Raw genomic sequence first — 26,371 nt, forward strand, 5'->3', positions numbered from 1 at the left:
CCAGAACACACGATCACGGCAGGTCAGCGGGTCACCACGCGATGAAGGACGCCTTCAGCGCCGGGTCAGGGGATGACGATGTTGAAGTTCGGTTCGAACTCGTCCAGGAGTCCCGCGAAGGTCTTCAGTACGGCGTGGTCACCGTTGAGCCTGATCTTGCCGTCCCGCGCCAGCTTCTCGGCGGCGCGCGGTTGGAGGAGGACGTTCACCAGCGCGGCCTTGGGCCCGGAGATGGTGAGCTGCGCGTCGGAGGAGGCACCCTTGCGGGCGTTGAGTACCCCGTTGTGCACTCGTGCCGCCCAGGTCTGGTCGTGGTCGGTGAAGTCGACGTCGATGCGGAGGTCGACCCCGGCGGCCTTCTCGCCGTTGACGTGCACGGCGACGAAGTCGAACAGGATGTCGATCGGCATCCCGAGGATCGTGTCCTGGCTGCCACTGGCAAACGTGGCGGGAACCACCTCGCCCCGTAGTTCACGGGCCGCGGTGAGCAGGATTCCCCGCCATTGTGGCCCTTCGGCCTGGTAACCCATCTGTTCGTAGGCGTCGGCCTGCAGATCGCGAGCCTTCTGGTTGTCCGGCTGGGCGAACACCAGCTTGTGCAGGATCTCCACGGCCCACCGGTAGTCGCCTGCGTCGAACGCCCGCTTGCCTTCCGCCAGGATCTCGTCGGCGCCGATCAGATCGACGTAACGGGTCGCCGCGGCGACCGGTGGGTGTGGGTGCAGCGACACGGGGTCGCCGTCCCACATGCCGAGCTCCTTGGTGAACACGGCGCGGACGTCGTGGTGCAGGGTGCCGTGGTAGCCGCGGTTGAACCACTTGCGGCCGAGCTGCTCTGGCAGCTCGATCTCCTCGGCCGCCTCGAGCGGCGTGTAGCCCTTGTTCGCCAGCCGCAACGACTGGTCGTGGATGAACTTGTAGGTGTCCCGCTGGGACTCGATGAACGAGACGATGTTCTTGTTGCCCCACACCGGCCAGGTGTGCGGGCCGTAGTGCACCTCGGCCTCGTCGCCCCATCGCTGGAGCGTCTCGTCGAGATAGCGGGCGAAGTTGCGGGCATCCCGGGTACGGGCACCGCGCAGCGTCTGGATGTTGTGCAGCGAGTGATTGGCGTTCTCCGCGCACGTCAGCGCCTTGAGCTGCGGTATCCAGATGTGCATCTCCTCTGGCGCCTCGGTGTCCGGTGCGTAGAGGAACTCGAACGTGATCCCGGCCAGGTCCCTTCGCGTCCCGGTCTCGGTGATCCCGTCGGTCGGCGAAATGTAGGACACTGTCGGACCCGCGACGCTCGCGATCCCGATGCCGCAGGTGACCTGGCCCTGGGGACCCAGATCGAGCAGCGCCCCGAAGGCGTAGGACGCTCGCCGGGACATGGCGTTCCCGGCCACCACGTTCTCCCCGATGGCGTACTTGTCGAACGACGCGATGGTGCCCGGCGCGATGATCGGCACCTTGCCCGATGCCACGTCGTCGGCGTCGACGACGCCCTTGACCCCGGCGTAGTGGTCGATGTGGGTATGGGTGTAGATGACGGCCACGACGGGTTTGTCGCTGACGTGCTCCCGGATCAGGCCCATGCCCTGTCGTGCGCCCTCGACCGAGGCCATGCAGTCGATGACCACCAGCCCGGCCTCACCCTCGACCACGGTCAGATTGGCGATGTCGTTGTTGCGTACCTGGTACACACCGTCGACCACCTTGTACAGGCCGGCCCGCCTGATGATCTGCGACTGCCGCCAGAGACTCGGGTTGACCGTGTCCGGGGCGGCCGGGTCGCCGTCGAGGAAGTCGAATCCGGCCAGATCGAGCATCGGCTCGCCGTCAGCGTGCGTGAGCCGGTGGTCGGGGATATCGGCGATCAGCCCTCTGTCCGCGTCATCGAAATCCTGCCGATCATCCATCGCATAGAGGGCGACGGCCTCTCGATTGGCTTGTGCGGTGGCTGTCGAGGCACCTCTCGGCCCATTCGTCATGATCCGGCTCCTCCCGAGTACGCGGACGGCTTCCATCCATCCGCCATCGACTCGGAAACGGATCATCTTTTTCAGGTGAGGCCCACCACCGGTAACCGGGCACGACCAACTCACCGAGGCGGATAGAAGGCCGCGTAGAACGCCGCACTGTCGGCCCGGGAATCAACGGGAGTCTCCTCCCGGATCCTCCGGTTCAACCCAGCCGGATACCCGGCCTTCACCAGCCGCCGCTCACAGGCGTCCTCCATGAAGGACAGTGAGAAGTACAACCCGAGCAGATACCCGAGCGCGATCATCGACAACCGCAGCGAAAGTGGCCCCGGCACGAACAGGACCAGCCACCACGGCAGGAACTGCACGAGCACCCGGCAGAAGTGCCGCAGGACCCATGTGCGGCAGGTGAGATCGAACAGCACCCACTGGTGGTACGCGGCAGGCAGTGTCCCGACTACCGCGTACCACAGCCAGCGAAACGGGTCAGGCGCCCGCGAGCGACTTGAGTGCATCCGCCCGGTCAGTCCGCTCCCACGGCAGGTCAAGCTCTGGCCTGCCGAAGTGGCCGTAGGCCGCCGTCTGGCGGTAGATCGGACGCAGCAGGTCGAGGTCGCGGATGATCGCGGCCGGGCGCAGGTCGAACACCTGCGAGATGGCCTGCTGGATCTTCGTCGGGTCGACGGTCTCGGTGCCGAAGGTCTCGACGAACAGGCCGACCGGGGCGGCCTTGCCGATCGCGTACGCGACCTGGACCTCGATGCGAGTGGCAAGACCGGCGGCGACGGCGTTCTTGGCGACCCAGCGCATGGCGTAGGCGGCGGAACGGTCCACCTTCGACGGGTCCTTGCCGGAGAACGCGCCACCACCGTGGCGGGCCATGCCGCCGTAGGTGTCGACGATGATCTTGCGACCGGTCAGGCCCGCGTCACCCATGGGGCCGCCGATGACGAAGCGGCCGGTCGGGTTGACCAGCAGCCGCACGTTCTCGGTGTCGAGCTCCAGCTCGCCGATCTCGGGCAGCACGACCTGCTCGCGCACGTCGACGCCGAGCAGCTTCTCCAGGTCGACACCCTCGGCGTGCTGCGAGGACACGACGACGGTGTCGAGGCGCACGGCCTGGTCACCCGCGTACTCGATGGTGACCTGGGTCTTGCCGTCCGGGCGCAGGTACGGCAGCTGGCCGTTCTGGCGGACCGCGGTCAGCCGCTTCGAGAGGCGGTGCGCCAGCGCGATCGGCAGCGGCATCAGCTCAGGCGTGTCGGTGCACGCGTAGCCGAACATGAGACCCTGGTCGCCGGCGCCCTGCTTGGCGATCGCGTCTTCCTCGTGATCGACACGCTGCTCATACGCCGTGTCCACACCCTGCGCGATGTCCGGCGACTGGGAACCGAGCGCGATGTTGACACCGCACGAGTTGCCGTCGAAGCCCTTGGCCGACGAGTCGTAGCCGATGCCCAGGATCGTCTCGCGCACCAGCGCGGGGATGTCGGCGTACGCCTCGGTGGTCACCTCACCGGCGACGTGCACCTGACCCGTGGTGACCAGCGTCTCGACGGCCACCCGCGACTTCGGGTCCTTGGACAGCAATGCGTCCAGGACGGCGTCACTGATCGCGTCACAGATCTTGTCCGGATGCCCCTCGGTCACCGACTCGCTGGTGAACAGCCTGCTCGCGGATTCACTCACGACGTACCCACCCAACCTTTTCCCGGTTCGTTGCACTGAAGACTATGTACTAGGTATCGCGCGAAGCTCACTAGACTATGTATAGGTATCGCGCGAAGCTCACTCTTGGATCAGTTGAACGACCGCATCCCATATGTCGGACGCCATGTGAGCCTTCGAGCCCAGCTCTATGGGTCGTTCCGCCCCATCAGCCGATAATAGCCACCCCGAGTTGTCCTCGGTCTCAAAGGCTTTGCCCTCACCGACGGCGTTGACAACCAGCAGGTCACAGCCCTTGCGCTTGAGTTTCGCCCGAGCGTGTTCGAGCACGTCGGCCCCGCTGTCGCCGGTCTCGGCGGCGAATCCGACGATCACCTGGCCCTGCCTGCGCGCGCCCACCAGCTCGGCGAGGATGTCCGCGTTGCGGGTCAGCGATACTGGATCCGGATCACGGTCCGTCTTCTTGATCTTGTGGTCGGCACGCGACGCCGGCCGGAAGTCGGCCACAGCGGCGGCCATCACCACGACATCGGCGTTCGGTGCCACCGCGTGCATGGCGTCGCGTAGTTCCTCTGCGGTGCCCGCGCGGACGATGTCGACGCCCGCGGGTTCCGGCAGGCCGACGGTGTGCGCGGACACGAGCGTGACGTGCGCGCCACGCTGGGCGGCGGTCCTGGCCAGCGCGTAGCCCTGTTTGCCCGACGAGCGGTTGCCAAGGAAGCGGACGGGGTCGAGCGGCTCGCGGGTGCCGCCCGCGGACACGACGATCCGCACGCCCTCGAGGTCACGGGGCAGCGCGTCGCGCCTGCTCAGCAGCAGCCGGGCGAGGTCGACGAGCTCCGAGGGGTCGGCGAGCCGCCCCTTGCCCGTGTCCTTGCCGGTCAGCCGGCCGCTCGCGGGCTCTGTCACCACGACACCACGCCCGCGCAGCGTCGCCACGTTGTCCTGCGTTGCCGCGTGCTCCCACATCTCGGTGTGCATGGCGGGCGCCATCATGACCGGGCAGCGCGCGGTCAGAAGCGTGTTGGTGAGCAGGTCGTCGGCGATCCCGTGCGCGGCCTTGGCCAGCAGGTTCGCGGTCGCCGGGACGACCAGCACCAGATCGGCCTCCTGGCCGATGCGGACGTGCGGCACCTCGGGCACGTCGTCGAACACCTCGGTGTGCACCGGGTGCCCGGACAGTGCCTCGAAGGTGGCGGCGCCGACGAAGCGCAGCGCCGCCGCCGTGGGCACCACCTGGACCGAGTGCCCTGACTCGGTCAGTTGTCGCAGGACCTCGCACGCCTTGTAGGCGGCGATGCCGCCGCCAACACCGAGAACGACGCGCGGGCCCTGACTCACTCGCCCTCGGTGTGCTCGAGAAGTCCTGCGTGGATCTCGCGGAGCGCGATGGACAGCGGCTTCTCGCGGGGCCCCGGCTCGACCAGCGGGCCGACGTACTCGAGCAGGCCCTCACCGAGCTGCGCGTAGTAGTCGTTGATCTGGCGGGCCCGCTTGGCCGCGTAGATCACCAGGGCGTACTTGGAGCTGACCTTGTCGAGCAGGTCGTCGATCGGGGGGTTGGTGATGCCTTCGAGCTGGTGGCTCGCCGGGTCACCCAGTGCGCCCAACTCGGTGGGGGTGATCACTCGTGGTTCTCCAACTGATGGGAGGAAGACTTGTCAAGCATCAACTTTAGCAACTGCTCAGCGGTGCTCCGCAGGTCGGTGTTGACGACGACCTCGTCGAACTCGTCCTGAGCCGCCAGTTCCTCCTTGGCGGTCCTGAGTCTGCGCGCCACGACGTCCTGCGACTCGGTGCCCCTGCCGACCAGCCGCTCGACCAGCGCATCCCAGCTGGGGGGTGAGATGAAGACGAGCAGGGCTTCCGGCATCGCCGTGCGCAGGTTGCGCGCGCCCTGCAGGTCCACCTCCACCAGCGCGGGCAGACCGGCCGAGAGACGCTCCTCGATCGGGGTCTTCGGAGTACCGGAGCGGTGCGTGCCCCGGTGGATCTCCGCCCACTCGAGCAGGTCGTCCTTCTCGATCATCCGGTCGAACTCGTCGGCCGTGACGAAGTGGTAGTCCACCCCGTCCTGCTCGCCGGGCCGCTGCTCGCGGGTCGTCGCCGACACGCTGAACCAGAGATCCGGGTAGAGCCGACGCAGCTCGTGGACCACACTGCTTTTACCTACGCCGGAGGGGCCGGCCAGTACCACCAGCCGGCCCCTCCGAATGTCACTGCTCGTCACTCGCCGCTGAACTCGGCGAGCAATGCCTTGCGCTGACGGTCGCCCAGGCCACGCAGACGGCGGCTAGGGGCGATCTCAAGACGCTCGATGATCTGCTGGGCACGCACCTTGCCGACGCCCGGCAGGGCCTCCAGCAGTGCGGTGACCTTCATCTTGCCCAGGACCTCGTCCTTCTCAGCTTGGGCCAGCACGTCCTTGAGGGTAGTGCCGCCTCGCTTCAGGCGCTCCTTGAGCTCAGCTCGGGCGCGTCGGGCGGCAGCCGCCTTCTCCAGCGCTGCGGCCCGCTGCTCCTCGGTCAGCTGGGGAAGGGCCACGATTTCCTCCGGGGGGTGGGTTTTCTGCGGATCGGTGTCGCGACGTTACCGAGGTCGGCGTTGTCGTGACAACGCGGGTCCACCATAGTGCGGTGGGTAGTGCGCAATAGAGCATAGATCAACTCTGAGTAACGAACTACCCCTGGACCAGCGGGCAACACCTTCAGGTCAGGTGTCACGTGCCCATACTGCCCGACCCGCGCGAAGCGCTTCGACGTGGTATTGCGGAAGGGCTTCCCCTGTCCGTGAAACCTCGATGACACGGTGTGTCGCATCGCCGGTTCTTGATGGCCGCCAGCTCCCCGCCTGGAGCGAGTTTCAGCAGGTAGAACCGGGTGGTCTGACCACCTGCCACACCGGTCGGCGGGCAGCGGAGCCAGCCACGCGACGAGCCACTCGTCGGTTTCGGCCGGGCCGGGCAGACCCGGGCCGATGTCGAAGAACAGGTCGGAAAAATGTCGTCGGCGCGCGGGATTTTTCTCGATTTCGTCCGGCGAGTCGCCCGTCATGGTCGTCTCGCCCACACCGAGGTAGCCGCACAAGCCGCTCATGGCGTCGCCTCGACCCGTCCGAGGGCCTGCCCCATGGATCTTTGTTCGAGGGTCTGGGCCTGATCAACAGTGACCTCAGGGGCACGTGACGGCACCCAGCCACCAACCGCCTGCGGTCCGCGGCTGTCGCTGGGTCGCTACCAACCCAATTGAATTCCGGGGAGGCGGACCAGGTCCCGCACGCGCAGTGCCGCGTCCCGCAGCGCCGTCACGTCCGGGCCGTGGCGCAGGATGTCCCGCGACGACGCGGGCAGGACGTGGCGGAGGTGGTCGCCGAAGACGTTCCTGAGGTCGCCGACGCCCGCGCCCTGCGCACCGAAACCCGGCGCCAGGATCGGGCCGTTCAACCGCGAGAGGTCCAGCTCCGTGCGGCCGACGGTGGCGCCGACGACGAGGCCGACCGAGCCCAGCGGCCGGGCGCCATCGTTGCGGGCCGCGGCCTCGGCCACGATCGTCTGCGCGACCGAGACACCCTCCGTGGAACGGGCGCGCTGCACCTGCGGGCCCTCCTTGTTGGAGGTGAGCGCCAGCACGAACAGGCCACGCCCGGTCCGCTGCGCCAGGTCGAGCGCGGGGTCGAGCGAGCCGAACCCGAGGTAGGGCGACACCGTCACCGCGTCCGCGGCCAGCGGCGAACCCTCCCCCAGGTACGCCTGCGCGTAGGCGGCCATGGTGGAGCCGATGTCGCCGCGCTTGACGTCGGCCAGCACGAGCGTGCCCGTGTCCAGGAACGCGGCGATCAGCCGCTCCAGCACCGCGACCCCGGCCGAGCCGTGCGCCTCGAAGAACGCCGACTGCGGCTTGACCACGGCAACCTCGCCGGCGAACGCCTCGGCGCACGTCATGGCGAACCGCTCCAGCCCGGACGCGTCGACGGGCAGGCCCCACTGCTCCAGCAGCGACGCGTGCGGGTCGATCCCGGCGCACAGCGGGCCGGACCGGGCCACCGCGGTCGTGAGCCGCTCCCCGAAGGGGGCTCTCATCGCTGTCTCCGCAGCGTGGCCTGCAGTGACTGCAACGACTCCACGCCGATGTCCTGGCGTATCAGTGCCTCGATGCCGTGCACGGCGGCCGCGGCGCCCTGGATGGTGGTCACGCAGGGGATGTCACGTGACACGGCGGCCGTGCGGATCTCGTAGCCGTCGACGCGCGGCCCTGGGTTGCCGTACGGGGTGTTGATCACCATGTCGACGTCGCCGGCACGGATCATGTCGACGATGTTCTGCTCGCCCTCGAAGTGCTTGCGCACCTCGGTGCACGGGATCCCGTTGCGCCGCAGCACCTCCGCGGTACCCGCGGTGGCGAGGATCTCGAACCCGAGGTCGGCGAGCCGGTTCACCGGGAACACCATCGCGCGCTTGTCCCGGTTGGCGACCGACACGAACACCCGGCCCGACGTCGGCAGCGAGCCGTAGGAGGCGGTCTGCGACTTGGCGAACGCCTTGCCGAACGACGCGTCGACGCCCATCACCTCGCCGGTCGACTTCATCTCCGGGCCGAGCAGCGAGTCGACGCCGTGCCCCTCCGGCGTGCGGAACCGGTGGAAGGGCAGCACCGCCTCCTTGACCGACACGGGCGAGGACGCGGGCAGGTCCGCGCCGTCGCCGTGCTCGGTCAGCAGGCCCTCGGCCCGCAGCTCGGCGATGGTCGCGCCGAGCATGATCCGGGCCGCGGCCTTCGCGAGCGGCACCGCGGTCGCCTTGGACACGAACGGCACGGTCCGCGACGCGCGCGGGTTGGCTTCGAGGACGTAGAGCACGTCGTCCTTGAGCGCGTACTGGACGTTCAGCAGGCCGCGCACCCCGATGCCCTTGGCGATCAGCTCGGTGGAACGGCGGATGTTCTGCAGGTCGGTGCGGCCGAGCGTGATCGGCGGCAGCGCGCAGGCGGAGTCGCCGGAGTGGATCCCGGCCTCCTCGATGTGCTCCATCACGCCGCCGAGGAAGATCTCCTCGCCGTCGCACAGCGCGTCGACGTCGATCTCGATGGCGTCGTCGAGGAAGCGGTCCACCAGCACCGGGTGCTCCGGCGTGATCTCGGTGGCGCGCTCGATGTACCCGGCGAGCGACGCCTCGTCGTACACGATCTCCATACCCCGGCCGCCGAGCACGTAGGAGGGCCGCACGAGGACCGGGTAGCCGATCTCGTCGGCGATCCGCTTGGCCGCGGCGAACGACGTGGCCAGACCGTACTTCGGCGCCGGGAGCCCGGCGGCCGTGAGCACCTCGCCGAACGCGCCGCGCTCCTCGGCCAGGTGGATCGCGTGCGGCGGCGTGCCGACCACCGGCACCCCAGCGTCCTCGAGCCGCCGCGCGAGGCCCAGCGGGGTCTGCCCGCCGAGCTGCACGATCACCCCGACGACCGTGCCGGACCGCTGCTCGGAGTGCACGACCTCGAGCACGTCCTCGAAGGTCAGCGGCTCGAAGTAGAGGCGGTCGGAGGTGTCGTAGTCGGTGGACACCGTCTCCGGGTTGCAGTTGACCATGACGGTCTCGAACCCGGCGGCCCGCAGCGCCATGGCCGCGTGCACGCACGAGTAGTCGAACTCGATGCCCTGCCCGATGCGGTTCGGCCCGGAGCCGAGGATCAGCACCTTCGGCTTCGCGCGCTGCTCGGTGACCTCGGACTCGGCCTCGGGGTCCAGCTCGTAGGCGGAGTAGTGGTACGGCGTGCGGGCGGCGAACTCGGCCGCACAGGTGTCGACGGTCTTGAACACCGGGCGGATGCCGAGCCGGTGCCGCAGCGAGCGGACGCCGTCCTCCCCTGCCAGCTCCGGCCGCAGCGCGGCGATCTGGCGGTCGGAGAACCCGGCCCGCTTCACCCGCCGCAGCAGCAGTTCGTCGAGGACCGGCGCTGCGGTGACCTCGGCACGCAGCTCGACGAGCGACGCGATCTGGTCGACGAACCACGGGTCGATGCCGGACGCCGCCGACACCTCGGCGACGCTCACACCGAGCCGCAGCGCACGCTCCACTGTGTACAGACGGCCGTCGTGCGGTACCCGCAGCGCCTCCAGAACCCCTTCCACCGTCATGGTTTCCGGGTCTGCGGTGGTCCAGAAGCCCGCGGCCTTGGTCTCCATGGACCGCAGCGCCTTGCCGAGCGCCTCGACGAAGTTGCGGCCGAGCGACATGGCCTCGCCGACCGACTTCATCGTGGTGGTCAGCGTCGGGTCGGCGCCGGGGAACTTCTCGAAGGCGAAGCGCGGCACCTTCACCACGACGTAGTCCAGCGTCGGCTCGAAGCTCGCCGGGGTCTCGCCGGTGATGTCGTTGCGGATCTCGTCGAGCGTGTAACCGATCGCGAGCTTCGCGGCGATCTTGGCGATCGGGAACCCGGTCGCCTTGGACGCCAGCGCACTGGACCGGGACACGCGGGGGTTCATCTCGATGACGACAAGGCGACCGGTCTCCGGGTGCACCGCGAACTGGATGTTGCAGCCGCCGGTGTCCACGCCGACCGCGCGCAGCACGTCGATGCCGACGTCACGCATGTGCTGGTACTCGCGGTCGGTCAGCGTCATCGCGGGCGCGACGGTCACCGAGTCGCCGGTGTGCACGCCCATCGGGTCGATGTTCTCGATCGAGCAGATGACCACGACGTTGTCGGCGCGGTCGCGCATCAGCTCGAGCTCGTACTCCTTCCAGCCGAGCACGCTCTCCTCGATCAGCACCTCGTGCACCGGGGACTCCGACAGGCCGGTCGAGGCCAGCCGCTCCAGGTCCTCCGCCGTGTAGGCCAGGCCGGAGCCGAGGCCGCCCATGGTGAACGACGGCCGGATGACCACTGGCAGGCCGAGGTCGTCGACGGTCTTGCGCACCTCGTCCATCGAGTGGCACACCGCGCTGCGCGGGGTCTCGGCGCCCACCTGCGCGCAGATGTCCTTGAACCGCTGCCGGTCCTCGCCGCGCTGGATGGCCTCGATGTCGGCGCCGATCAGCTCGACGCCGTACCTGTCGAGCACGCCGCGCTCGTGCAGCGCGACCGCCGTGTTCAGCGCGGTCTGGCCGCCGAGGGTGGCGAGCAGCGCGTCGGGGCGCTCGATCGCGATGACCTTCTCGACGAACTCGACGGTGATCGGCTCGATGTAGGTGGCGTCGGCGAACTCCGGGTCGGTCATGATGGTCGCCGGGTTGGAGTTGACGAGGCTGACGCGCAGGCCCTCCTCGCGCAGCACGCGGCACGCCTGGGTGCCCGAGTAGTCGAACTCGCACGCCTGCCCGATCACGATCGGCCCGGAGCCGATCACCATCACGTGCTCGATGTCGTCTCTCTTAGGCACGCTTTTCCTCCATCAGGCCCACGAACTCGTCGAACAGCGGGGCGGCGTCGTGCGGGCCTGCCGCCGCCTCCGGGTGGTACTGCACCGAGAACGCGGGCACGTCCAGGGCGCGCACGCCCTCCACGCAGCCGTCGTTCGGGCAGTAGTGGCTGATCACGGCGCCGCCGTAGGGGGTGTCGAACCGCTGGCCCGGCTCCCCCTCCAGCGCGAAGCCGTGGTTCTGCGCGGTGATCGCGACCCGGCCGGTGGCCACGTCGATCACCGGGATGTTGATGCCGCGGTGGCCGTAACGCAGCTTGTAGGTGGACAGGCCGAGCGCCCGGCCCAGGATCTGGTGGCCGAAGCAGATGCCGAACGTCGGGATCTCCCGCTCCAGCACCGAGCGGGTGAGCGCCACCGGCCCGTGCGTCGTCGCTGGGTCGCCGGGGCCGTTGGCGAGGAAGAAGCCGTCCGGTTCGAGCGCGAGGACGTCGTCGATGGTGGCGTTCGCGGGCAGCACGTGGGTCTCGATGCCGCGCTGTCCCATCATGCGTGGGGTGTTGGTCTTGATGCCCACGTCGAGTGCCACCACGCGGAACCGCGCCGGACCGACGGAACCGACCACATAGGACTCGGTGGCCGTCACCTCACCGGCGAGGTCCGCACCGGCCATCTGGGGGCTCGCCAGGACCTGTTCCACCATGGCGTCGACGTCCGTGAGCGCGTCGCAGGAGAACACGCCGCCGCGCATGGCGCCACGGTCCCGGATGTACCTGGTCAGCGAGCGGGTGTCCACGCCGGAGATGCCGACGACCCCCTGCTCGGTGAGTGCGTCGTCGAGGCCGCGGCGCGACCGCCAGTTCGACGGGACGCGTGCGGGGTCGCGGACCACGTAGCCCGCGACCCAGATCCGGCTCGACTCGTCGTCCTCGTCGTTCCAGCCGGTGTTGCCGATCTGCGGGGCCGTGGCCACCACGATCTGGCGGTGGTAGGAGGGGTCGGTGAGGGTCTCCTGGTAGCCGGTCATGCCGGTGCAGAAGACCACCTCGCCGAGCGTGGTGCCGGACGCGCCGAACGCCTCGCCGAGGAAGACCTTGCCGTCCTCCAGCACGAGAGCAGCGTGACTCATGAACGCACCTTTCCTTCGTGGGCGGTCACGCGGCCACGCAGCAGCGTCGTGACCACCCGGCCGGGCAGCTCCATGCCCTCGTACGGGGTGTTGGCGGCGATGCTCGCCAGTTCGGCACCGCGGACCGTCCAGGTGGCATCCGGGTCGACCAGCGTCAGCGTCGCGGGTTCGCCGGGCGCGATCGGGCGGCCCTGGTCGGTGAGACCGGCGATCTCGGCGGGACGTTCGCTCATCACCCGCGCGACGCCGCGCCAGTCCAGCAGACCGGGCTCGACCATGGTCGCCACCACCACCGACAGCGCGGTCTGCAGGCCGAGCATGCCCGGTCGCGCCGCGGCCCACTCGCAGTCCTTGTCCTGTGCGGCGTGCGGGGCGTGGTCGGTGGCCACGCAGTCCAGCACGCCCTCGGCGAGCGCCTCCCGCAGCACCTTCGCGTCGGCGGCGGTACGCAGCGGCGGGTTGACCTTGTTGACCGGGTCGTAGGTCGAGAGCCGCTCGTCGTCGAGCAGCAGGTGGTGCGGGGTGACCTCGGCCGACACCGTGATCCCCTGTGCCTTGGCCCAGCGCAGCAGCTCCGCGGCACCGGAGGTCGACACGTGGCAGACGTGCAGGCGCGCCCCGGTCTGCCTGGCCAGCAGGCAGTCGCGGGCGATGATCGCCTCCTCGGCGGCGGCGGGCCAGCCCGCGAGGCCGAGCCGCGCGGCCTGCTCACCCTCGTGGGCCTGGGCGCCCACGGTGAGCCTCGGCTCCTCCGCGTGCTGGGCGATGACCACGTCCAGGGCCGTCGAGTACTCCAGCGCGCGGCGCATGAGCAGCGGGTCGGCGACGCAGTGGCCGTCGTCGGAGAACATCAGGACACCGGCGTTCGCCATGGTGCCCAGCTCGGCGAGCTTCTCGCCCGCCAGTCCGACGGTGACCGCGCCGACCGGGTACACGTCGACGAGCCCGACCTCGCGGCCGCGCCGCCACACGTGCTCCACGATCACCGCGTTGTCGGCCACCGGGTCGGTGTTGGCCATGGCGAAGACGGCCGTGTAGCCGCCGAGTGCCGCGGCCGCCGAGCCGGTCGCGATGGTCTCGGTGTCCTCGCGGCCCGGCTCCCGCAGGTGGGTGTGCAGGTCGACGAAGCCCGGCAGCGCGACGAGGCCCTGCGCGTCGATCACCTCGGCGTCGGGGTCGGTGCCGTCGGCGATCAGTCCATCCCGGACGAGCAGGTCGACCGGATCCTCGCCGTAGGGGCGGACTCCCTTGAGCAGCAACGAACTCGACGTCGATGGTGTGCTCGCAAGCTCGCTCACGCGACCTCCTCCTCGTGTGCGAGCAGGTGGTACAGGACCGCCATCCGCACGTGCACGCCGTTGGACACCTGCTGGGTGATCGCGGCTCGTGGCGAGTCGGCGACCGCGGCGGCGATCTCCATCCCGCGCAACATCGGACCGGGGTGCAGCACGACCGCGTGCTCGGGCAGCAGCTCGAGACGGCGCTCGCTCATGCCGTAGGCGATCGAGTACTCACGGGCGGACGGGATGTAATTGCCTCCAGGGCCGGCGGGCCCGCCACCACCGTGCATCCGTTCCGCCTGCACCCGGAGCATCATCACCGCGTCCATGCTCGGCAGCTCGGCGTCGAGGGTGTGCGAGACAGTCACCGGCCAGCGCTCGGCCAGTGTGGGCAGCAGCGTCGGCGGCGCGACCAGCGTGACGTCCGCGCCGAGCGTGGTGAGCAGGTGGACGTTCGACCGCGCGACCCTGCTGTGCAGCACGTCGCCGACGATCGCGATGCGGCGCCCGGCCAGCTCACCCAGCCGTTCCCGCAGGGTGGCCGCGTCGAGCAGCGCCTGTGTCGGGTGCTCGTGCATGCCGTCGCCCGCGTTGACCACCGACGTGCCCGCCTCCGCGAGCCAGCCGGCCAGCCGGTGCGCCGCGCCGGACGCCGGGTGCCGGATGATCACGCAGTCCGCGCCGGCGGCGGCGAGCGTCAGCGCGGTGTCCCGCAGGGACTCGCCCTTGCCGACCGACGACCCGCCGCTCGACACGTTGACCACGTCGGCGCTCATCCACTTGCCCGCGATCTCGAACGAGACCCGGGTGCGGGTGCTGCTCTCGTAGAACATCGTGATCACGGTGCGGCCGCGCAGCGTCGGCAGCTTCTTGACCTCGCGGCCGAGCAGCGCCTGCTTGAGCTGGGCGGCCGTGTCGAGGACCGCGGTGGCGGTGCCCGCGTCCATGCCCTCGGTGGCGAGGAGGTGCTTCACGAGTCCCTCCTGTCGAGGACCACGGCGTCGCGGTCGTCGGTCTCGGTGAGCAGGACGTGGACCTCCTCGGCACGCGAGGTGGGGACGTTCTTGCCGACATAGTCCGCGCGGATCGGCAGCTCACGGTGACCGCGGTCGACGAGCACGGCGAGCTGGACCGCGCGGGGGCGGCCCGCGTCACGGAGCGCGTCGAGTGCGGCACGGATCGTGCGGCCCGAGTAGAGGACGTCGTCGACGAGGATGACCAGGTGGTCGGCGATGCCGTCCTTGGGCAACGCGGTGGCGCCGAGGGGGCGGGTGGGTTTGCGGCGAAGATCGTCGCGGTACAGCGTGACGTCCAACACACCGGTGACGACCTCAATGCCCGAAAAATCGGCGATTCGGGCGGCCAGCCGGGCGGCCAGTGGGGCGCCTCGGGTGGGAATGCCCAGGAGGACCACGGGTGGGGCGTCTGCGGTGCCGAGCGCGGTGCGCTCGATCACCTGGTGCGCCATTCGGGCGACAGTGCGCGCGACGTCGCCGGCCGACAGCAGCTCACGCCGCTCGGCCGGTTCCGTCACGCCGCGATTGGGCGGCGCCAACGGAGGACCTCCTTCCCCGCCTCACTGGACGGGCCTTAAAGGACGTCTAGCTCTGCGCCCACTGCGGGCGCTTTAGCACCCTATCAGTCCCCGCGGATCCACCAACCGGGTGGTAATCCATACCGTCCACAGACCCCGTACGCAGATCAGCTTGACCTGGTGACAACTGTGGGTAACCATTACTCTGCGTGTCGATATGCGGCTACCCGCGGCGTTCAATTTTCAACCAGCCGTCGGGGCGAACGAAATGGAGAATCGCCATATGGGCGACTACGCCAAGGCGCTAGGGAGCAAGCTCCGTGGCATCCGGCAGCAGCAGGGTCTGTCCCTGCACGGCGTCGAGCAGAAGTCCGGCGGCCGCTGGAAGGCGGTCGTCGTGGGCTCGTACGAGCGTGGCGACCGGGCGGTCACCGTCCAGAAGCTGGCCGAGCTGGCCGACTTCTACGGTGTCCCCGTGGTCGAGCTGCTGCCGGAAGGGCGCGTGCCCTCGGGCGCGGAGCCGGCGACGAAGATCGTCATAAACCTGGAGCGGCTTCAGCAGCTCCCGGCGGAGAAGGTGGGCCCGCTGGCCCGCTACGCCGCCACGATCCAGAGCCAGCGTGGTGACTACAACGGCAAGGTCCTGTCGATCCGCACGGAGGATCTCCGGTCGCTGGCGATCATCTACGACATGACCCCCGGCGAGCTCACCGAGCAGCTCATCGACTGGGGCGTGCTTCCGCCGGAGGCCCGTCCATCCAAGGAGGACTGAGCCCGCTCGTCACGGGCTCTGACGATCGCCGCCGCCGGCCGAGGGAATTGGGAGATCGGCCGGCCGGGCGAGCACCCGCTATCGACAGACCACCTCCCCCCGGTCGCGACCCCGTCCCAGCATGGGGCCGCGACCGGTCGCGTTTCTGACTTTGGACACCCTCCGTGGCGAACGGCGGCTGATCACCGCCGCGTCCGCCCGCAGGTAGCTACTCCATTCGGGTCACCTCAGACAACCCGTCCGGGTCACTCCGATCCGATCCGTCGCGACGAAGTCGGGTGGACACATTCGGGCGCCGATCTCTAGCGTCCGACGGGTGGATCTTCCCCGTGTCTTCACCATCCGCGAAAGCGGCCACCGCATTCACAATCCCTTCGACAGCACCAAACTGGCCACGCCCGCTACCAACGCGAGTACCTTGGCTGGGGCGTCTTCGCACTGATGGACCGCTGACTCGCGGTTTCGCCGGTGCGGCCGGCCGGGTCAGCCCGTCTTCGCGGTCACCGCGGGTTCCGACACCGGGGCCGGTCTGCGGGAACCCGTGCGGGACACCGCGACCCCGGCCAGGCACAGGGCGCCGCCCGCGAAGGTGACCCAGCCGGGCAGTTCGTCCAGCACCAGCCACGACATCAGCACCACCAGCGCGGGCACGACGTAGGTCGTCGCGCCCATCTGGGAGGCCGAGGTCCTTGCCAGGGCGTACGCCCACGTGGTGAACGCCAGGCCGGTCGGGAAGACGCCGAGGTAGATCACGTTCAGCGTGGCCGACACCGGCGCCGTCGACACCTGGGTGATCAGCTGGCCCGCGAACGGCAGGCACGCGACCGTCCCGACCAGACAGCCGAAGGTCGTCACCTGTAACGCGCTTCCGTGGCGCAGCGCGGGTTTCTGCGCCACGACACCGATCGCGTAGGTGATCGCCGCGACCACGCACAACAGAACACCTAGCACGGACGCGTGGCCGTCGCCCGCCATGGAGACGCCGACCACCACGGCACCCGCGAACGACACCGCGATGCCCGCCAGCACGCGTGGCCGGAAGCCCTCCTTGAGCAGCCAGCCACCCAGGAGCGCGATCAGCACCGGCCCGACGTTGACCACCATCGCGGCGGTGCCCGCGTCGACCTCCTGCTCACCCCAGTTCAGCGCGACCATGTACAGGCCGAACCACAGGACACCGGAGATCGCGATGCCCGGCCACGCCGCCCGCCGAGGCCAGCCCTCCCCGCGGATCAGCAGGAACACGACCAGCACGACCGAACCCGCCAGCAACCGGCCCAGCGCCAGCGCACCCGGCGAGTAGTGCTCGCCCGCGCTGCGGATCGCCACGAAGGCGGACGCCCACAGCAACACGGTGACTGCGGCGGCGAGCAGGGATCGTCTGTCGGTCATGGCGCCAACCTAGGCCGGGGCACCGACAATTCTCGCGCGGTTTTCGGACCGGTGTCAGAGCGTCGCGCGGAGCTGGTCGGCGATCGTCGCCAGCCTGCCCAGCACCCCGTTCACGAAGCGCGGCGAGTCGTCTGTGGACAGTGACCTCGCCAGCTGCACGGCCTCGTCGATCGCCACCGCGTCCGGTACGTCCGTGGCCCACAACAGCTCGTAGAGCCCGAGCCGCAGCACGGCCAGGTCCACGAACGGCATGCGGTCGAGCGTCCAGCCCTCAGCGTGCTCGGTGAGCAGTTCGTCGATCCGCTCGCGGTGCGCCACCACGCCTTCGACGAGGGTGGTGGCGTAGTCGTTCGGCGACGGCTGCTCGGCGACCGCGTTCCGTTCGTCGAGCAACCGGACCGGATCGGCGTCGCGGAGCGCCGCCGCGTACAGGACATCGACCGCGCGCTTGCGAGCTTTGCTGCGCGCGCCCATCTACGAGCTGACTCGGCCGAGGTAGCGACCGTCGCGGGTGTCCACCTTGACCTTCTCGCCGGTCGACAGGAACAGCGGCACCTGGATCTCGGCACCGGTCTCCAGCGTCGCCGGCTTGGTGCCACCGGTGGAGCGGTCACCCTGCAGGCCGGGGTCGGTCTGCTGGATCACGAGCTCGACCGACGTCGGGAGCTCGATGAACAGCGGGGTGCCCTCGTGCGTCGCGACCGTGGCGTTGCTGTTCTCCAGCAGGAACTTCGCCTGGTCACCCACGACGTCGCCGTCGATGTAGGTCTGCTCGTAGGTCTCGCCGTCCATGAAGACGAACTGCGTACCGTCCTGGTACAGGTAGGTCATGTCGCGGCGGTCGACGGTGGCGGTGTCCACCTTGATGCCCGCGTTGAACGTCTTGTCGACGACCTTGCCGGTCATGACGTGCTTCAGCTTGGTGCGCACGAACGCCGGGCCCTTGCCGGGCTTGACGTGCTGGAACTCGACAACGCTCCAGAGCTGGCCCTCGAGGTTGAGCACCAGGCCGTTCTTCAGGTCGTTCGTGGATGCCACGGGGTCGTTCTCTCTCCTGGTCGGTTCGTCTACACGACGACGAGCTGTTTGGTCGTCAGCGTGAGGAGCTCGGGATCGCCGTCCCGCACCACGAGCGTGTCCTCGATACGGACCCCGCCCTTGCCGGACAGATATACGCCCGGCTCCACGGTGACTGCCATGCCGGCGGCGAGTCTACCTTCACCCGTCTTGGCCAGGGACGGTGCCTCGTGGATCTCCAGCCCGACACCGTGGCCGAGACCGTGGAGGAACTCACTGCCGCGCCCGGCGGCCTCCACCACCCCGCGCGCGGCGGCGTCGACGTCGGCCACCAGCGCACCCGGCCGCAGCGCCGCCCGGCCCGCCGCCTGCGCGGCCGCGACCAGCTCGTACAGCTCCCGCTGCCAGTCGGCGGGCGCGCCGAGGACGAACGTGCGGGTCATGTCCGAGTGATAGCCGTCGACCAGCGCGCCGAAATCCAGTTTCACCAGGTCCCCGACGGCCAGCTCGGCGTCGGTCGGCCGGTGGTGCGGGATCGCCGAGTTCGCGCCCGCGGCGACGATCGTGTCGAACGACGGGCCTGCGGCGCCGTAGTCGAGCATCCGGGTCTCCAGCTCGCGGGCGACCTCGCGCTCGGTGCGGCCGGCCCGCAGGCCGCCGTGCTCGATGAGGTCGGCGAGCGCGCGGTCGGCGGCCGCGCACGCCATCCGCAGCGCCTCGATCTCCGCGTCGTCCTTGACCACGCGCAGGGCCTCGACCAGGCCCGCGGCACGGGCCAGCTCGACCTTTCCCGCCTGCTCGGCGAGCACGTCGTACTCGTCGACGGTCACCCGGTGACTCTCGAAGCCGACTCGCCCCAGGCGCCGCTGCGCGGCCACCTTCGCGAGCGCGGCCGCGCATGGCCGCTCTATCAGCCGCGCCAGCTCGGGCACCTGCCGCGACGACTGGGCCAGGTAGCGGCCGTCGGTGCAGAAGACCGTCTCCTCGTCGTTCTCCCCGGCCAGCAGCAGCGCGGCGTTCGAACCGGTGAACCCGGTCAGGTAACGCACGTTGCGCAGGTCGACGACGAGCAGGGCGTCCATGGCGTGCTCCCTGAGGTGGGAACGCAGGGCGGCACGGCGGCGAACGTGCGTCTCAGGCATGCGTCCGACCCTATGGGCATAGAGGGCGCGCGAATAGGGTCGGTGGATGCCTGTCGCGCCCTATTTGCGCGCCCTCTTACCCTGTCCCAATGCGAACGTGGCTGTTGCGCGGACTGGTCATGGCCGTGGTGCATGCCGTGGCCGAGACCGTGCGCGCCGACTTCGGTGTCCACCACCCGACCTCACGCACGTTGTTCGAGGCACTCGTGCTCGGCGTGCTCGCCGGTGTCGCCGCCGTGTGGGGTGCGCTCGACCGGTGGCGGGGCGTCGAGGACGCGGGACGGGCGTGGCTGATCGCCTCGCTGGTCGCCGGGTGGGGCGCCGCGGTACTCGGCGTGATCGGCAAGTCGGTGTTCGTGGACCAGACCGGGGTCGCCGACCTGGGCAGCGCGCTGACCGGCGGTGCCGCGTTCACCGCGCTGCTGGTGCTGATCCCCGCGTCGATCGGGCTCGCGGCGGGGCGCTGGATCCGGTCGTCCCGGCCCCCGGCCGAGGACAGCGACACGGACAGCGACAGCGGCGAGCAAGACACCGAGGACGAGCCTCAGCGCGGCGGACCGACCAGGTCGAGACCGCGTTCGTAGCCGTCCCACTCCTGCGGGGTCGTGTCCCCCACGGCCGACGAGTTCAGTGCCGCGGCCTCCGCCGACGAGATCCGCCACAGGCGGTCGTCCAGCAGGAACCCGATGCCCCTGCCGGGTGCCCGCAGTACGGGCGTACCGGGTTTGACATGGGCGGCGACCTCGACGCCCGCCAGCGCCTCCGGACGTCGGGCGAGGATGCGGACGGCGAGCTTCTCGGCCACGGACCTGCGGTCGAAGCGCACGATCTGCCCGCCGACGATCAGGTCGACGGTCCTGCTCGGGGACGGGACGGCGAACCCGTCGAGCGCGAGCACCGCACGTCCCGGCTCCGCGCACGCGTCGAAGCCGGTCACGTCTAGGCCGAAGTGCCGCAGGCCGGACGGCCCGGCCGCGGCCTCGTGGGTGGCGCGCACGAGGTCGATCGCGACCGTGCCGCACGGGTCGTCGAGCGACACGACCGCGTGCCCGTCGGCGCGGCGTACCAGACCCGGCCCTTCGCGCCACGGTCCCGGCAGCAGCAGCGGCTCGTACCCCTGGGACCTGAAACCCCAGTCCCAGAACGTGATCGTGGTGCCGTCGCGGGTCTCGTGGGCGATGGCGAACGTGGCCAGCGCGTCCACCCACATCCAGTCCGCGCTGAAGGCGTCGACGACCGAGCGGAGCCGGGCGCTCGTGTCCTGGACCGGCTGGAAGCCGTCACGGCCGAGCGCGGCCACGTCGCGGCCGAACGCCGGGTCGGGCGAGCGCAGCACGAACTGACCCGCCCCGTTGTGGCCGGAGTCCTGGCCAGTGGTGTCGGTGAACATCAGGTAGAACAGCCCGGCGAGGTAGATCACCGACGGCTGACCCGCGCCGTAGGTGTTGTCCCGCTTGACGTCCCGTGCGGCGGTGACGAGCGGACGGCCCCCGTTGGCCCTGGTCCACACCCGGCCGTCACGGCTGGTCGCGAGCCCGATCGCGTTGCCGTGGGCGTGGTCGCCCGCCGCGCCCGTGTAGTACAGGTAATAGGTTCCGTCGACCTTGAGCACCGACGGGTCGCACGTGTGCATGGCGTCGAAGCGGGCCACGCTGCCGGAGAACACCGGCGTGCCGCCGCGCCCGTCGGGCCCGAGGAACGGCCCGTCCATCGACCCCGACTCGGCGAGCAGGATGTCGTCGCCCGGCGGGTTCGCGATGCCGAGCTGGCTGCACCACCACATGCGGTAGCGGCCGCCGTCCCACAGGACAGACGGCGCGTAGTTGTAGGGGGCGTCGCCGGTGCCGTAGGCGACCGGGCCAGGACTCTGGCGGCCCGCGCGGGTGGTGAGCCGCACGGGTTCGCGGGTGGCGGGGACTACCGGTTCCGGCGCTGGTGCGGCGGAGGGTTCGCGGGCGGCGGGGACCCCGGCCGGGGCGGCTTCGCTGAGGGTGCAGGCCACGGCGAGCGCGGCGACGAGGACAGCGACGACAACGGCGGCGACAACGCGTCTTCGACGGTGCGTGACGCGCATCGTTGAAGAACCTCCACAGGTTGCCCCTTGCTCAGCCGATGGCCAGTGTAGGGATTACGCCAGATGGATGGGAGCGTCACGGACGGGTGGAGACCAATTCCACTTCGAACCCGTCGGCGTTCTCAAGATAGGCGGCGTAGTGGTCCTGGCCGCCCGCGTGCGGGTGCCGGTCGGCGAACATGAGCTGCCAGCCGTGTTCCTGAGCGGCCGAGGTGATCCGGTCGACATCGGCGCGGGTGCCCGCGTGCAGCGCGAGGTGGTTGATGCCGGGCGCGGTCCGCTCGTGGCGGTCGCCGGTACCGGCGGGCGAGTCCTCGACGACGACGTAGCTGTTGCCCCGCCGCCAGCTCACGCCCCGGTCCCAGCGCTGGTACTCGCGCCAGCCGAGCTCGGCGAACAACCAGCCGAACGTCCGCTCCGCGGCGGCGAGGTCGGCGACCCACAGCTCGACGTGGTGCACACCCTCGGGCGCGGTGGGCAGCGCGAGGAAGACCCGGTGGGCCGCACCGTGGTGCGTGCCGCCACCGATGTCGAGGAACCCGACGCGGGCCGCGAACCGCCGCGCCCGCGTGTTCTCCTCGTTGACCAGCGCGAACACCGCGCCATTCAGCTCGAGCCCGGTGTCGATCAGCGTGGTGGCGACCTCGGCCGCGAGCCCGGTGCCCCAGTGCTCGCGGGCCACGCACCAACCGCTCTCGAGGACGCCGCCCGGCAGCTGCGCCGAGACGCGGAGGTGAGCCACCCCCGCCACCCCGCCGTCCTTCTCGACGACGAACACACCGGTGCCCGGCGGTCCGTCATGGCGAAGGCCGCCGCCGACGAGCCTTCGCACCTCGTCCGGATCGGTGAGGTCGCGGGCGAGGAAGCGGCTCAGCACCGGGTCGGCCAGCAGGTCGATCAACGCGCCGGTGTCACGCTCCTCGACCGGGCGCAGCGTTGTCCGGCTCGCTCGGCTCACCTATGGTCAGCCAGCCAGCGCAGCGCGAGCGGGTACCCATCGATACCGAGCCCGACGATGACGCCGGTCGCGATCTCGGACAGGTAGCTGTGGTGCCGGAACTCCTCGCGCTTGTGCACGTTGGTGATGTGGACCTCGATCAGCGGCGCGGTCAGCAGCGCGCAGGCGTCGCGGATGGCGATCGAGTAGTGGGTCCACGCGCCTGCGTTGAGGACGACGGCGTGCCCGTGGTCGGCGGCCTCGTGGAGCCAGCCGATCATCTCGCCCTCGTGGTCGGTCTGGCGGACGGTGACGTCGAGGTCGAGGTCCTTGCCGGTCTTCTCACACAGGTCGACGAGGTCGGCGTGGGTGGTGTGGCCGTAGAGCTGGGTCTCACGCGTGCCCAGCCTGCCGAGGTTGGGGCCGTTGAGCACCAGCACGGTCATCGTAGGTCTCCTTCGAGGATCGACCGGGCAAGCCTAGCCAGCCCGGCTTTGACCCGTTCCCGCCCGACCCCGTCCCGCGGCGCCATCCGCTGGTCGGCGGCGAGCGGGGCGAGGCCCCGTCGTTGCCGGCGCCCCACGTGCGGGACCTGCTCCTGCGGTCACCGCGTCGTGGTGAGGCGCTCGTAGGCGGTGGCCAGCAACTCGGGTGCCGGGTCCTCGATGCGGCCGGGCCTGGCCAGCGCGTCGAGGACCACGAAGCGCAGGCGGCCCGCGCGGGTTTTCTTGTCTCCCAGCATGGTCTGGGTCAGGTCGGGCAGCGCGCCGGGGTCGTAGGTGGTCGGCAGACCGATGGACTCGAGCACGGTGTGGTGCCGGTCGGCGGTGGCGTCGTCGAGGCGGCCGGCCGCGCGAGCCAGTTCCGCGGCGAACACGAGCCCGACGCTGACCGCCGCGCCGTGCCGCCACCGGTAGCCCTCGCGGCGCTCGATCGCGTGGCCGAGCGTGTGGCCGTAGTTGAGGATCTCGCGCAGGCTCGACTCCCGCAGGTCCGCGGCCACGACGTCCGCCTTGACCTGGATCTTGCGGCGCACCAGTTCGGCGAGCACGTCGCCGTCGGGGTCGAGCGCGGCCTTCGGGTCGGCCTCGACCAGGTCGAGGATCACGGGGTCGGCGATGAAACCGCCCTTGATGATCTCGGCCATGCCGGGCACCAGCTCGGCCGAGGGCAGCGTCCGCAGCGTGGTGAGGTCGACGAGCACCGCGCCCGGCTCGTGGAACGCGCCGACGAGGTTCTTGCCCGCGTCGATGTTGATGCCGGTCTTCCCGCCGACCGCCGCGTCCACCATGCCGAGCAACGTGGTCGGGACGTTGACGAGGCGGACACCGCGCATCCAGCTCGCGGCGACGTACCCGCCGAGGTCGGTGACCGCGCCCCCGCCGAGTGCCACGACGGTGCCGCCGCGGTCCATGCCCATGGCGGCGAGCGCGTCCCAGCACTGCCCGGCCACGGCGAGGGTCTTGCCTGCCTCAGCGTCCGGCACGGGCACCAGGTGTGTGTCGATTCCGTTGTCCAGCAACCGTTTCCGGGTTGCCTCCGCGTTGGCGACCAGCGTGGGCGGGTGCACGATCGCGACCTTCGGTGATCCGTCGACGGCGGCGACCACCTCGTCGGTGAGGTCGCGCCCGATCACCACCTCGTACGGACGGTCCGTGGCGACCCTGATCCGCACCGGCTCGGCTCCCACTGCCCACGCTCCCTCGTGCTCGGCTGTCCGGAGGTGAGCATGGCACGGCAGCGATCAGCCGACGCCGACCACCACCTTCACGTCGTGTCCCCGCGCCGAGTCGTCGTGCCATGGGTCATGCACAGCGCACGGCACCGACAGTTCCAGCTCAGCTGGTGACGGGCATCGTGGCGAGCACGTCGGCGAGGACGTCCTCGGGGGTGCGTTCGCTGGTCGGGATGGTGGCCGCGGCGACCGCGGTGTACACCGGCCTGCGGGTGTTGAGCAGTTCCCTCAGGTGGGCGCGGGGGTTCGGCAGCAGCCAGGGGTGCAGCGTGATGAGGCCTTCCCGGCGCAGGAGCTGATCGAGGTTCACGTCGAGGAACACCACGTGGAAGGGCTCGAGCAGCTCGGCGACGCCCGGCGCGGTCGGCGTGCCGCCACCGAGCGCGAGGATGCCGTCGTGCTGGGGCAGCAGGTCGGCGAGGATCTCGCGCTCGGACTCCTGGAACTTCTCCCGGCCGAGCTTCACGACCAGCTCACCCGCGGGGACGCCGTGGACACGCTCGATGTCGTCGTCGAAGTCGCGGAACGCGAGCCCGAGCCGCTCGGCGGCCATGCGCCCCACGGTGGACTTCCCGGACCCCGGCGGTCCGACGAGGATCAGTGCGGGGCCGGTCACCAGCGCTCCTGCAGTGCTTTGAGGTAGGACTCCGCGTTGCGACGGGTCTCGGCGATCGAGTCGCCGCCGAACTTCTCCAGCGCGGCCTCGGCGAGCACCAGCCCGACCACCGACTCCAGCACCACACCCGCGCGGGGCACGGCACACACGTCCGATCGCTGGTGGATCGCCACGGCGGGCTCACCCGTCGCGGTGTCGATTGTGGACAGTGCGCGCGGCACGGTCGAGATCGGCTTCATCGCGACCTTCGCCCGCAGTGGCTCGCCGTTGGTGATGCCGCCCTCCAGGCCACCGGCCCGGTTGGTCCGGCGGGTGACACCGGGGTGTGCCGGGTCGATCTCGTCGTGGGCCTTGCTCCCCCACCTGCGCGCGGTGGTGAACCCGTCCCCGATCTCGACGCCCTTCATCGCCTGCACCCCCATGAGGGCGGCGGCGAGCCGGGCGTCGAGGCGCCGGTCCCAGTGCACGTGCGACCCCAGCCCCGGCGGCAACCCGTAGGCGATGACCTCGATGACGCCGCCGACGGTGTCCCCGGCCTCCTTGACCGCTTCGATCTCGGCCACCATCGCGTCGGTGCCTGCCGGGTCGAACGCACGGACGGGACTCTCGTCGATGGCGGCGAGGTCCTCGGGTCCTGGCAGCGGCCCGTCGGGCGCGTCGGCCCCACCGATCGACACGACGTGGCTGATGATCTCCACACCCAGCAACTGCCGCAGGAACTGACGAGCTACGGTGCCCAGGACGGTGCGGGCCGCGGTCTCGCGGGCACTGGCCCGCTCGAGGACGGGACGGGCGTCGTCGAACCCGAACTTCTGCATGCCTGCGAGGTCGGCGTGCCCCGGCCGGGGGCGGGTGAGCGGCTCGTTCCGGGCGAGCCCGGCCAGCTCCTCGGGGTCCACGGGGTCCGCGGACATGACCTTCTCCCACTTGGGCCATTCGGCGTTGTCGATCCGCACCGCGATCGGCCCGCCCTGGGTCAGCCCGTGGCGCACGCCGCCCAGGAACTCGACCTGGTCGGTCTCGAAGCCCATCCGGGGACTGCGCCCGAACCCGAGCCGTCGGCGGGCGAGCTGCTCGTTCAGGTTCGTGGTCGTGACCTCGACCCCGGCAACCATGCCTTCGAGCACGGCGACCAAAGCAGGCCCGTGCGACTCCCCAGCGGTGATCCAGCGCAACACCCAACGATCCTGTCATGCCCACCCGACACCCGAATCAGCGGTTACCCAGGCAAGGAGCGGGCCGATGGGCTGAGGCGTCGCCGCCCCTGGGCGGCGACGGCACAAAAGGCCGGGGGCGGAGCGTCTGCCGACCGTAAGATCGTCAACGTGTCGAGCCAACGGGTGAGCAGGAACCTGGTGGTCGTCGGCGCCGGCATCGTCGGTGCCTCGGTGGCCTATCACGCCGCTCGGGCCGGCGCTGTCGTGACCCTGGTCGACGTCGGGCGGCCGGGCACGGGTGTGACGGCGGACTCGTTCGCCTGGATCGGCACGGCCGGCGTACGCACCGGTCCGTCCGCCGCGCTGCGGGTGACCGCGACGGAGGACTACCGCAGGCTCGAGGCCGAGTTGCCGGGCCTCCCCGTGACCTGGTCCGGCTCACTGTCCTGGGCGGCGGACACCGCGCCGGAGGCCGGACCCGGACAGGAGATCGTGGACGCGGCCACCGTGGCGACGCTCGAGCCCGGCCTGCGGCAGCCCCCGGAGTGGGCCGTCTGGGCGCCACGCGACGGCGCCGCCGACCCGGCAGGCGTGACCG

At 70.3% G+C, this 26,371-nt stretch carries 26 protein-coding genes; 3 read left to right on the forward strand and 23 right to left on the reverse strand.

The genetic code is table 11. The annotated features are described in order from the left end of the window. Nucleotides 1-65 precede the first annotated feature (65 nt). The 13 genes from WBA97_RS30940 to pyrR form a co-directional block, all read right to left on the reverse strand. Nucleotides 66-1,901, reverse strand: coding sequence for an alkyl/aryl-sulfatase (locus tag WBA97_RS30940; protein ID WP_424234498.1), 1,836 nt, complete (start codon nt 1,899-1,901; stop codon nt 66-68). A 182-nt stretch (nt 1,902-2,083) separates the two neighbouring features. Continuing rightward, nucleotides 2,084-2,479: a DUF5313 family protein gene (locus tag WBA97_RS30945; RefSeq protein WP_424234499.1), complete on the reverse strand. Its 396-nt coding sequence runs from the start codon at nt 2,477-2,479 to the stop codon at nt 2,084-2,086. Continuing rightward, nucleotides 2,451-3,653 (reverse strand): methionine adenosyltransferase, encoded by a 1,203-nt coding sequence (metK, locus tag WBA97_RS30950; protein ID WP_424234500.1) that lies wholly within the window; start codon nt 3,651-3,653, stop codon nt 2,451-2,453. The genes WBA97_RS30945 and metK overlap by 29 nt, the downstream gene beginning before the upstream one ends. 99 nt (nt 3,654-3,752) lie before the next feature. Continuing rightward, nucleotides 3,753-4,973 carry a bifunctional phosphopantothenoylcysteine decarboxylase/phosphopantothenate--cysteine ligase CoaBC gene (gene coaBC / locus WBA97_RS30955; protein ID WP_424234501.1) on the reverse strand — a complete coding sequence of 407 codons (1,221 nt, stop codon included), beginning with the start codon at nt 4,971-4,973 and terminating at the stop codon, nt 3,753-3,755. After that, entirely contained in the window at nt 4,970-5,260 is a 291-nt protein-coding gene (gene rpoZ, locus WBA97_RS30960; protein ID WP_424234502.1) for a DNA-directed RNA polymerase subunit omega, read from the reverse strand. The genes coaBC and rpoZ overlap by 4 nt, the downstream gene beginning before the upstream one ends. Then, the gene (gene gmk, locus WBA97_RS30965) at nt 5,257-5,862 is read right to left on the reverse strand and encodes a guanylate kinase (RefSeq protein ID WP_424234503.1); all 606 of its coding nucleotides are present in this window, start codon (nt 5,860-5,862) and stop codon (nt 5,257-5,259) included. Before gmk ends, rpoZ begins: the two co-directional genes overlap by 4 nt. Next, nucleotides 5,859-6,176, reverse strand: a complete 318-nt coding sequence (gene mihF, locus WBA97_RS30970; RefSeq protein WP_424234504.1) for an integration host factor, actinobacterial type — start codon at nt 6,174-6,176, stop codon at nt 5,859-5,861. Before mihF ends, gmk begins: the two co-directional genes overlap by 4 nt. Nucleotides 6,177-6,864: 688 nt before the next feature. Then, nucleotides 6,865-7,710 carry an orotidine-5'-phosphate decarboxylase gene (gene pyrF, locus WBA97_RS30975; protein ID WP_424234505.1) on the reverse strand — a complete coding sequence of 282 codons (846 nt, stop codon included), beginning with the start codon at nt 7,708-7,710 and terminating at the stop codon, nt 6,865-6,867. Further along, nucleotides 7,707-11,009: a carbamoyl-phosphate synthase large subunit gene (gene carB / locus WBA97_RS30980; protein ID WP_424234506.1), complete on the reverse strand. Its 3,303-nt coding sequence runs from the start codon at nt 11,007-11,009 to the stop codon at nt 7,707-7,709. The genes pyrF and carB overlap by 4 nt, the downstream gene beginning before the upstream one ends. Continuing rightward, on the reverse strand, nt 11,002-12,117 hold the full coding sequence (gene carA / locus WBA97_RS30985; protein ID WP_424234507.1) for a glutamine-hydrolyzing carbamoyl-phosphate synthase small subunit: 1,116 nt from the start codon (nt 12,115-12,117) through the stop codon (nt 11,002-11,004). The genes carB and carA overlap by 8 nt, the downstream gene beginning before the upstream one ends. Beyond that, nucleotides 12,114-13,415, reverse strand: coding sequence for a dihydroorotase (locus WBA97_RS30990; protein WP_424234508.1), 1,302 nt, complete (start codon nt 13,413-13,415; stop codon nt 12,114-12,116). Before WBA97_RS30990 ends, carA begins: the two co-directional genes overlap by 4 nt. Continuing rightward, nucleotides 13,412-14,371, reverse strand: coding sequence for an aspartate carbamoyltransferase catalytic subunit (locus WBA97_RS30995; protein WP_424234509.1), 960 nt, complete (start codon nt 14,369-14,371; stop codon nt 13,412-13,414). The genes WBA97_RS30990 and WBA97_RS30995 overlap by 4 nt, the downstream gene beginning before the upstream one ends. Then, nucleotides 14,368-14,952 (reverse strand): bifunctional pyr operon transcriptional regulator/uracil phosphoribosyltransferase PyrR, encoded by a 585-nt coding sequence (pyrR, locus tag WBA97_RS31000; RefSeq protein WP_424234510.1) that lies wholly within the window; start codon nt 14,950-14,952, stop codon nt 14,368-14,370. The genes WBA97_RS30995 and pyrR overlap by 4 nt, the downstream gene beginning before the upstream one ends. A gap of 262 nt (nt 14,953-15,214) precedes the next feature. On the opposite strand from pyrR, the gene WBA97_RS31005 reads away from it, so the two are divergent. Continuing rightward, nucleotides 15,215-15,703 (forward strand): transcriptional regulator, encoded by a 489-nt coding sequence (locus WBA97_RS31005; protein WP_075123575.1) that lies wholly within the window; start codon nt 15,215-15,217, stop codon nt 15,701-15,703. A gap of 483 nt (nt 15,704-16,186) precedes the next feature. Here WBA97_RS31005 and WBA97_RS31010 read toward each other — a convergent pair whose 3' ends face one another. The 4 genes from WBA97_RS31010 to WBA97_RS31025 are packed head-to-tail and all read right to left on the reverse strand — an operon-like array spanning nt 16,187 to nt 19,254. Further along, a complete protein-coding gene (locus WBA97_RS31010) occupies nt 16,187-17,095 on the reverse strand; it encodes a DMT family transporter (protein ID WP_424234511.1) in 909 nt (302 codons plus the stop codon). Between the two features lie 54 nt (nt 17,096-17,149). Then, complete coding sequence (nusB, locus tag WBA97_RS31015) at nt 17,150-17,569, reverse strand: transcription antitermination factor NusB (RefSeq protein WP_424234512.1); 420 nt, start codon at nt 17,567-17,569, stop codon at nt 17,150-17,152. Next, the gene (efp, locus tag WBA97_RS31020; RefSeq protein WP_424234513.1) at nt 17,570-18,133 is read right to left on the reverse strand and encodes an elongation factor P; all 564 of its coding nucleotides are present in this window, start codon (nt 18,131-18,133) and stop codon (nt 17,570-17,572) included. 29 nt (nt 18,134-18,162) lie between these two features. Further along, nucleotides 18,163-19,254: a M24 family metallopeptidase gene (locus tag WBA97_RS31025; protein ID WP_424234514.1), complete on the reverse strand. Its 1,092-nt coding sequence runs from the start codon at nt 19,252-19,254 to the stop codon at nt 18,163-18,165. A gap of 89 nt (nt 19,255-19,343) precedes the next feature. On the opposite strand from WBA97_RS31025, the gene WBA97_RS31030 reads away from it, so the two are divergent. Beyond that, nucleotides 19,344-19,838 carry a B-4DMT family transporter gene (locus WBA97_RS31030; RefSeq protein WP_424234515.1) on the forward strand — a complete coding sequence of 165 codons (495 nt, stop codon included), beginning with the start codon at nt 19,344-19,346 and terminating at the stop codon, nt 19,836-19,838. Here the strand turns inward: WBA97_RS31030 and WBA97_RS31035 are convergent. The 6 genes from WBA97_RS31035 to aroC all read right to left on the reverse strand — a co-directional run bounded on the left by WBA97_RS31035 (nt 19,799) and on the right by aroC (nt 25,794). Next, a complete protein-coding gene (locus tag WBA97_RS31035) occupies nt 19,799-21,328 on the reverse strand; it encodes a beta-xylosidase (RefSeq protein WP_424234516.1) in 1,530 nt (509 codons plus the stop codon). The genes WBA97_RS31030 and WBA97_RS31035 overlap by 40 nt on opposite strands. 76 nt (nt 21,329-21,404) lie before the next feature. Continuing rightward, complete coding sequence (locus tag WBA97_RS31040; protein ID WP_424234517.1) at nt 21,405-22,286, reverse strand: GNAT family N-acetyltransferase; 882 nt, start codon at nt 22,284-22,286, stop codon at nt 21,405-21,407. Continuing rightward, nucleotides 22,283-22,711 carry a type II 3-dehydroquinate dehydratase gene (gene aroQ / locus WBA97_RS31045; RefSeq protein WP_424234518.1) on the reverse strand — a complete coding sequence of 143 codons (429 nt, stop codon included), beginning with the start codon at nt 22,709-22,711 and terminating at the stop codon, nt 22,283-22,285. Before aroQ ends, WBA97_RS31040 begins: the two co-directional genes overlap by 4 nt. Before the next feature lie 158 nt (nt 22,712-22,869). Further along, a complete protein-coding gene (gene aroB / locus WBA97_RS31050) occupies nt 22,870-23,955 on the reverse strand; it encodes a 3-dehydroquinate synthase (RefSeq protein WP_424234519.1) in 1,086 nt (361 codons plus the stop codon). A gap of 148 nt (nt 23,956-24,103) precedes the next feature. Next, nucleotides 24,104-24,616: a shikimate kinase gene (locus WBA97_RS31055; RefSeq protein WP_424234520.1), complete on the reverse strand. Its 513-nt coding sequence runs from the start codon at nt 24,614-24,616 to the stop codon at nt 24,104-24,106. Further along, nucleotides 24,613-25,794: a chorismate synthase gene (gene aroC, locus WBA97_RS31060; protein WP_424234521.1), complete on the reverse strand. Its 1,182-nt coding sequence runs from the start codon at nt 25,792-25,794 to the stop codon at nt 24,613-24,615. The genes WBA97_RS31055 and aroC overlap by 4 nt, the downstream gene beginning before the upstream one ends. A 147-nt stretch (nt 25,795-25,941) precedes the next feature. On the opposite strand from aroC, the gene WBA97_RS31065 reads away from it, so the two are divergent. Then, nucleotides 25,942-26,371, forward strand: a 430-nt coding sequence (locus tag WBA97_RS31065; protein ID WP_424234522.1) for an FAD-dependent oxidoreductase, incomplete at its 3' end; no start/stop codon positions are given.

It is taken from the genome of Actinophytocola sp., from assembly GCF_049647105.1.
Classification (GTDB): Bacteria; Actinomycetota; Actinomycetes; order Mycobacteriales; family Pseudonocardiaceae; genus Actinophytocola.

What these genes read in the sequence shown, in the direction of transcription:
- nusB (WP_424234512.1), bottom strand. Translation starts at nt 17,569, where the DNA reads ATGGGCGCGCGCAGCAAAGCTCGCAAGCGCGCGGTCGATGTCCTGTAC.
- pyrF (WP_424234505.1), bottom strand. Translation starts at nt 7,710, where the DNA reads ATGAGAGCCCCCTTCGGGGAGCGGCTCACGACCGCGGTGGCCCGGTCC.
- WBA97_RS30945 (WP_424234499.1), bottom strand. Translation starts at nt 2,479, where the DNA reads ATGCACTCAAGTCGCTCGCGGGCGCCTGACCCGTTTCGCTGGCTGTGG.
- carA (WP_424234507.1), bottom strand. Translation starts at nt 12,117, where the DNA reads ATGAGTCACGCTGCTCTCGTGCTGGAGGACGGCAAGGTCTTCCTCGGC.
- WBA97_RS31010 (WP_424234511.1), bottom strand. Translation starts at nt 17,095, where the DNA reads ATGACCGACAGACGATCCCTGCTCGCCGCCGCAGTCACCGTGTTGCTG.
- WBA97_RS31025 (WP_424234514.1), bottom strand. Translation starts at nt 19,254, where the DNA reads ATGCCTGAGACGCACGTTCGCCGCCGTGCCGCCCTGCGTTCCCACCTC.
- WBA97_RS30940 (WP_424234498.1), bottom strand. Translation starts at nt 1,901, where the DNA reads ATGGATGATCGGCAGGATTTCGATGACGCGGACAGAGGGCTGATCGCC.
- WBA97_RS31030 (WP_424234515.1), top strand. Translation starts at nt 19,344, where the DNA reads ATGCGAACGTGGCTGTTGCGCGGACTGGTCATGGCCGTGGTGCATGCC.
- WBA97_RS31005 (WP_075123575.1), top strand. Translation starts at nt 15,215, where the DNA reads ATGGGCGACTACGCCAAGGCGCTAGGGAGCAAGCTCCGTGGCATCCGG.
- aroQ (WP_424234518.1), bottom strand. Translation starts at nt 22,711, where the DNA reads ATGACCGTGCTGGTGCTCAACGGCCCCAACCTCGGCAGGCTGGGCACG.
- WBA97_RS31035 (WP_424234516.1), bottom strand. Translation starts at nt 21,328, where the DNA reads ATGCGCGTCACGCACCGTCGAAGACGCGTTGTCGCCGCCGTTGTCGTC.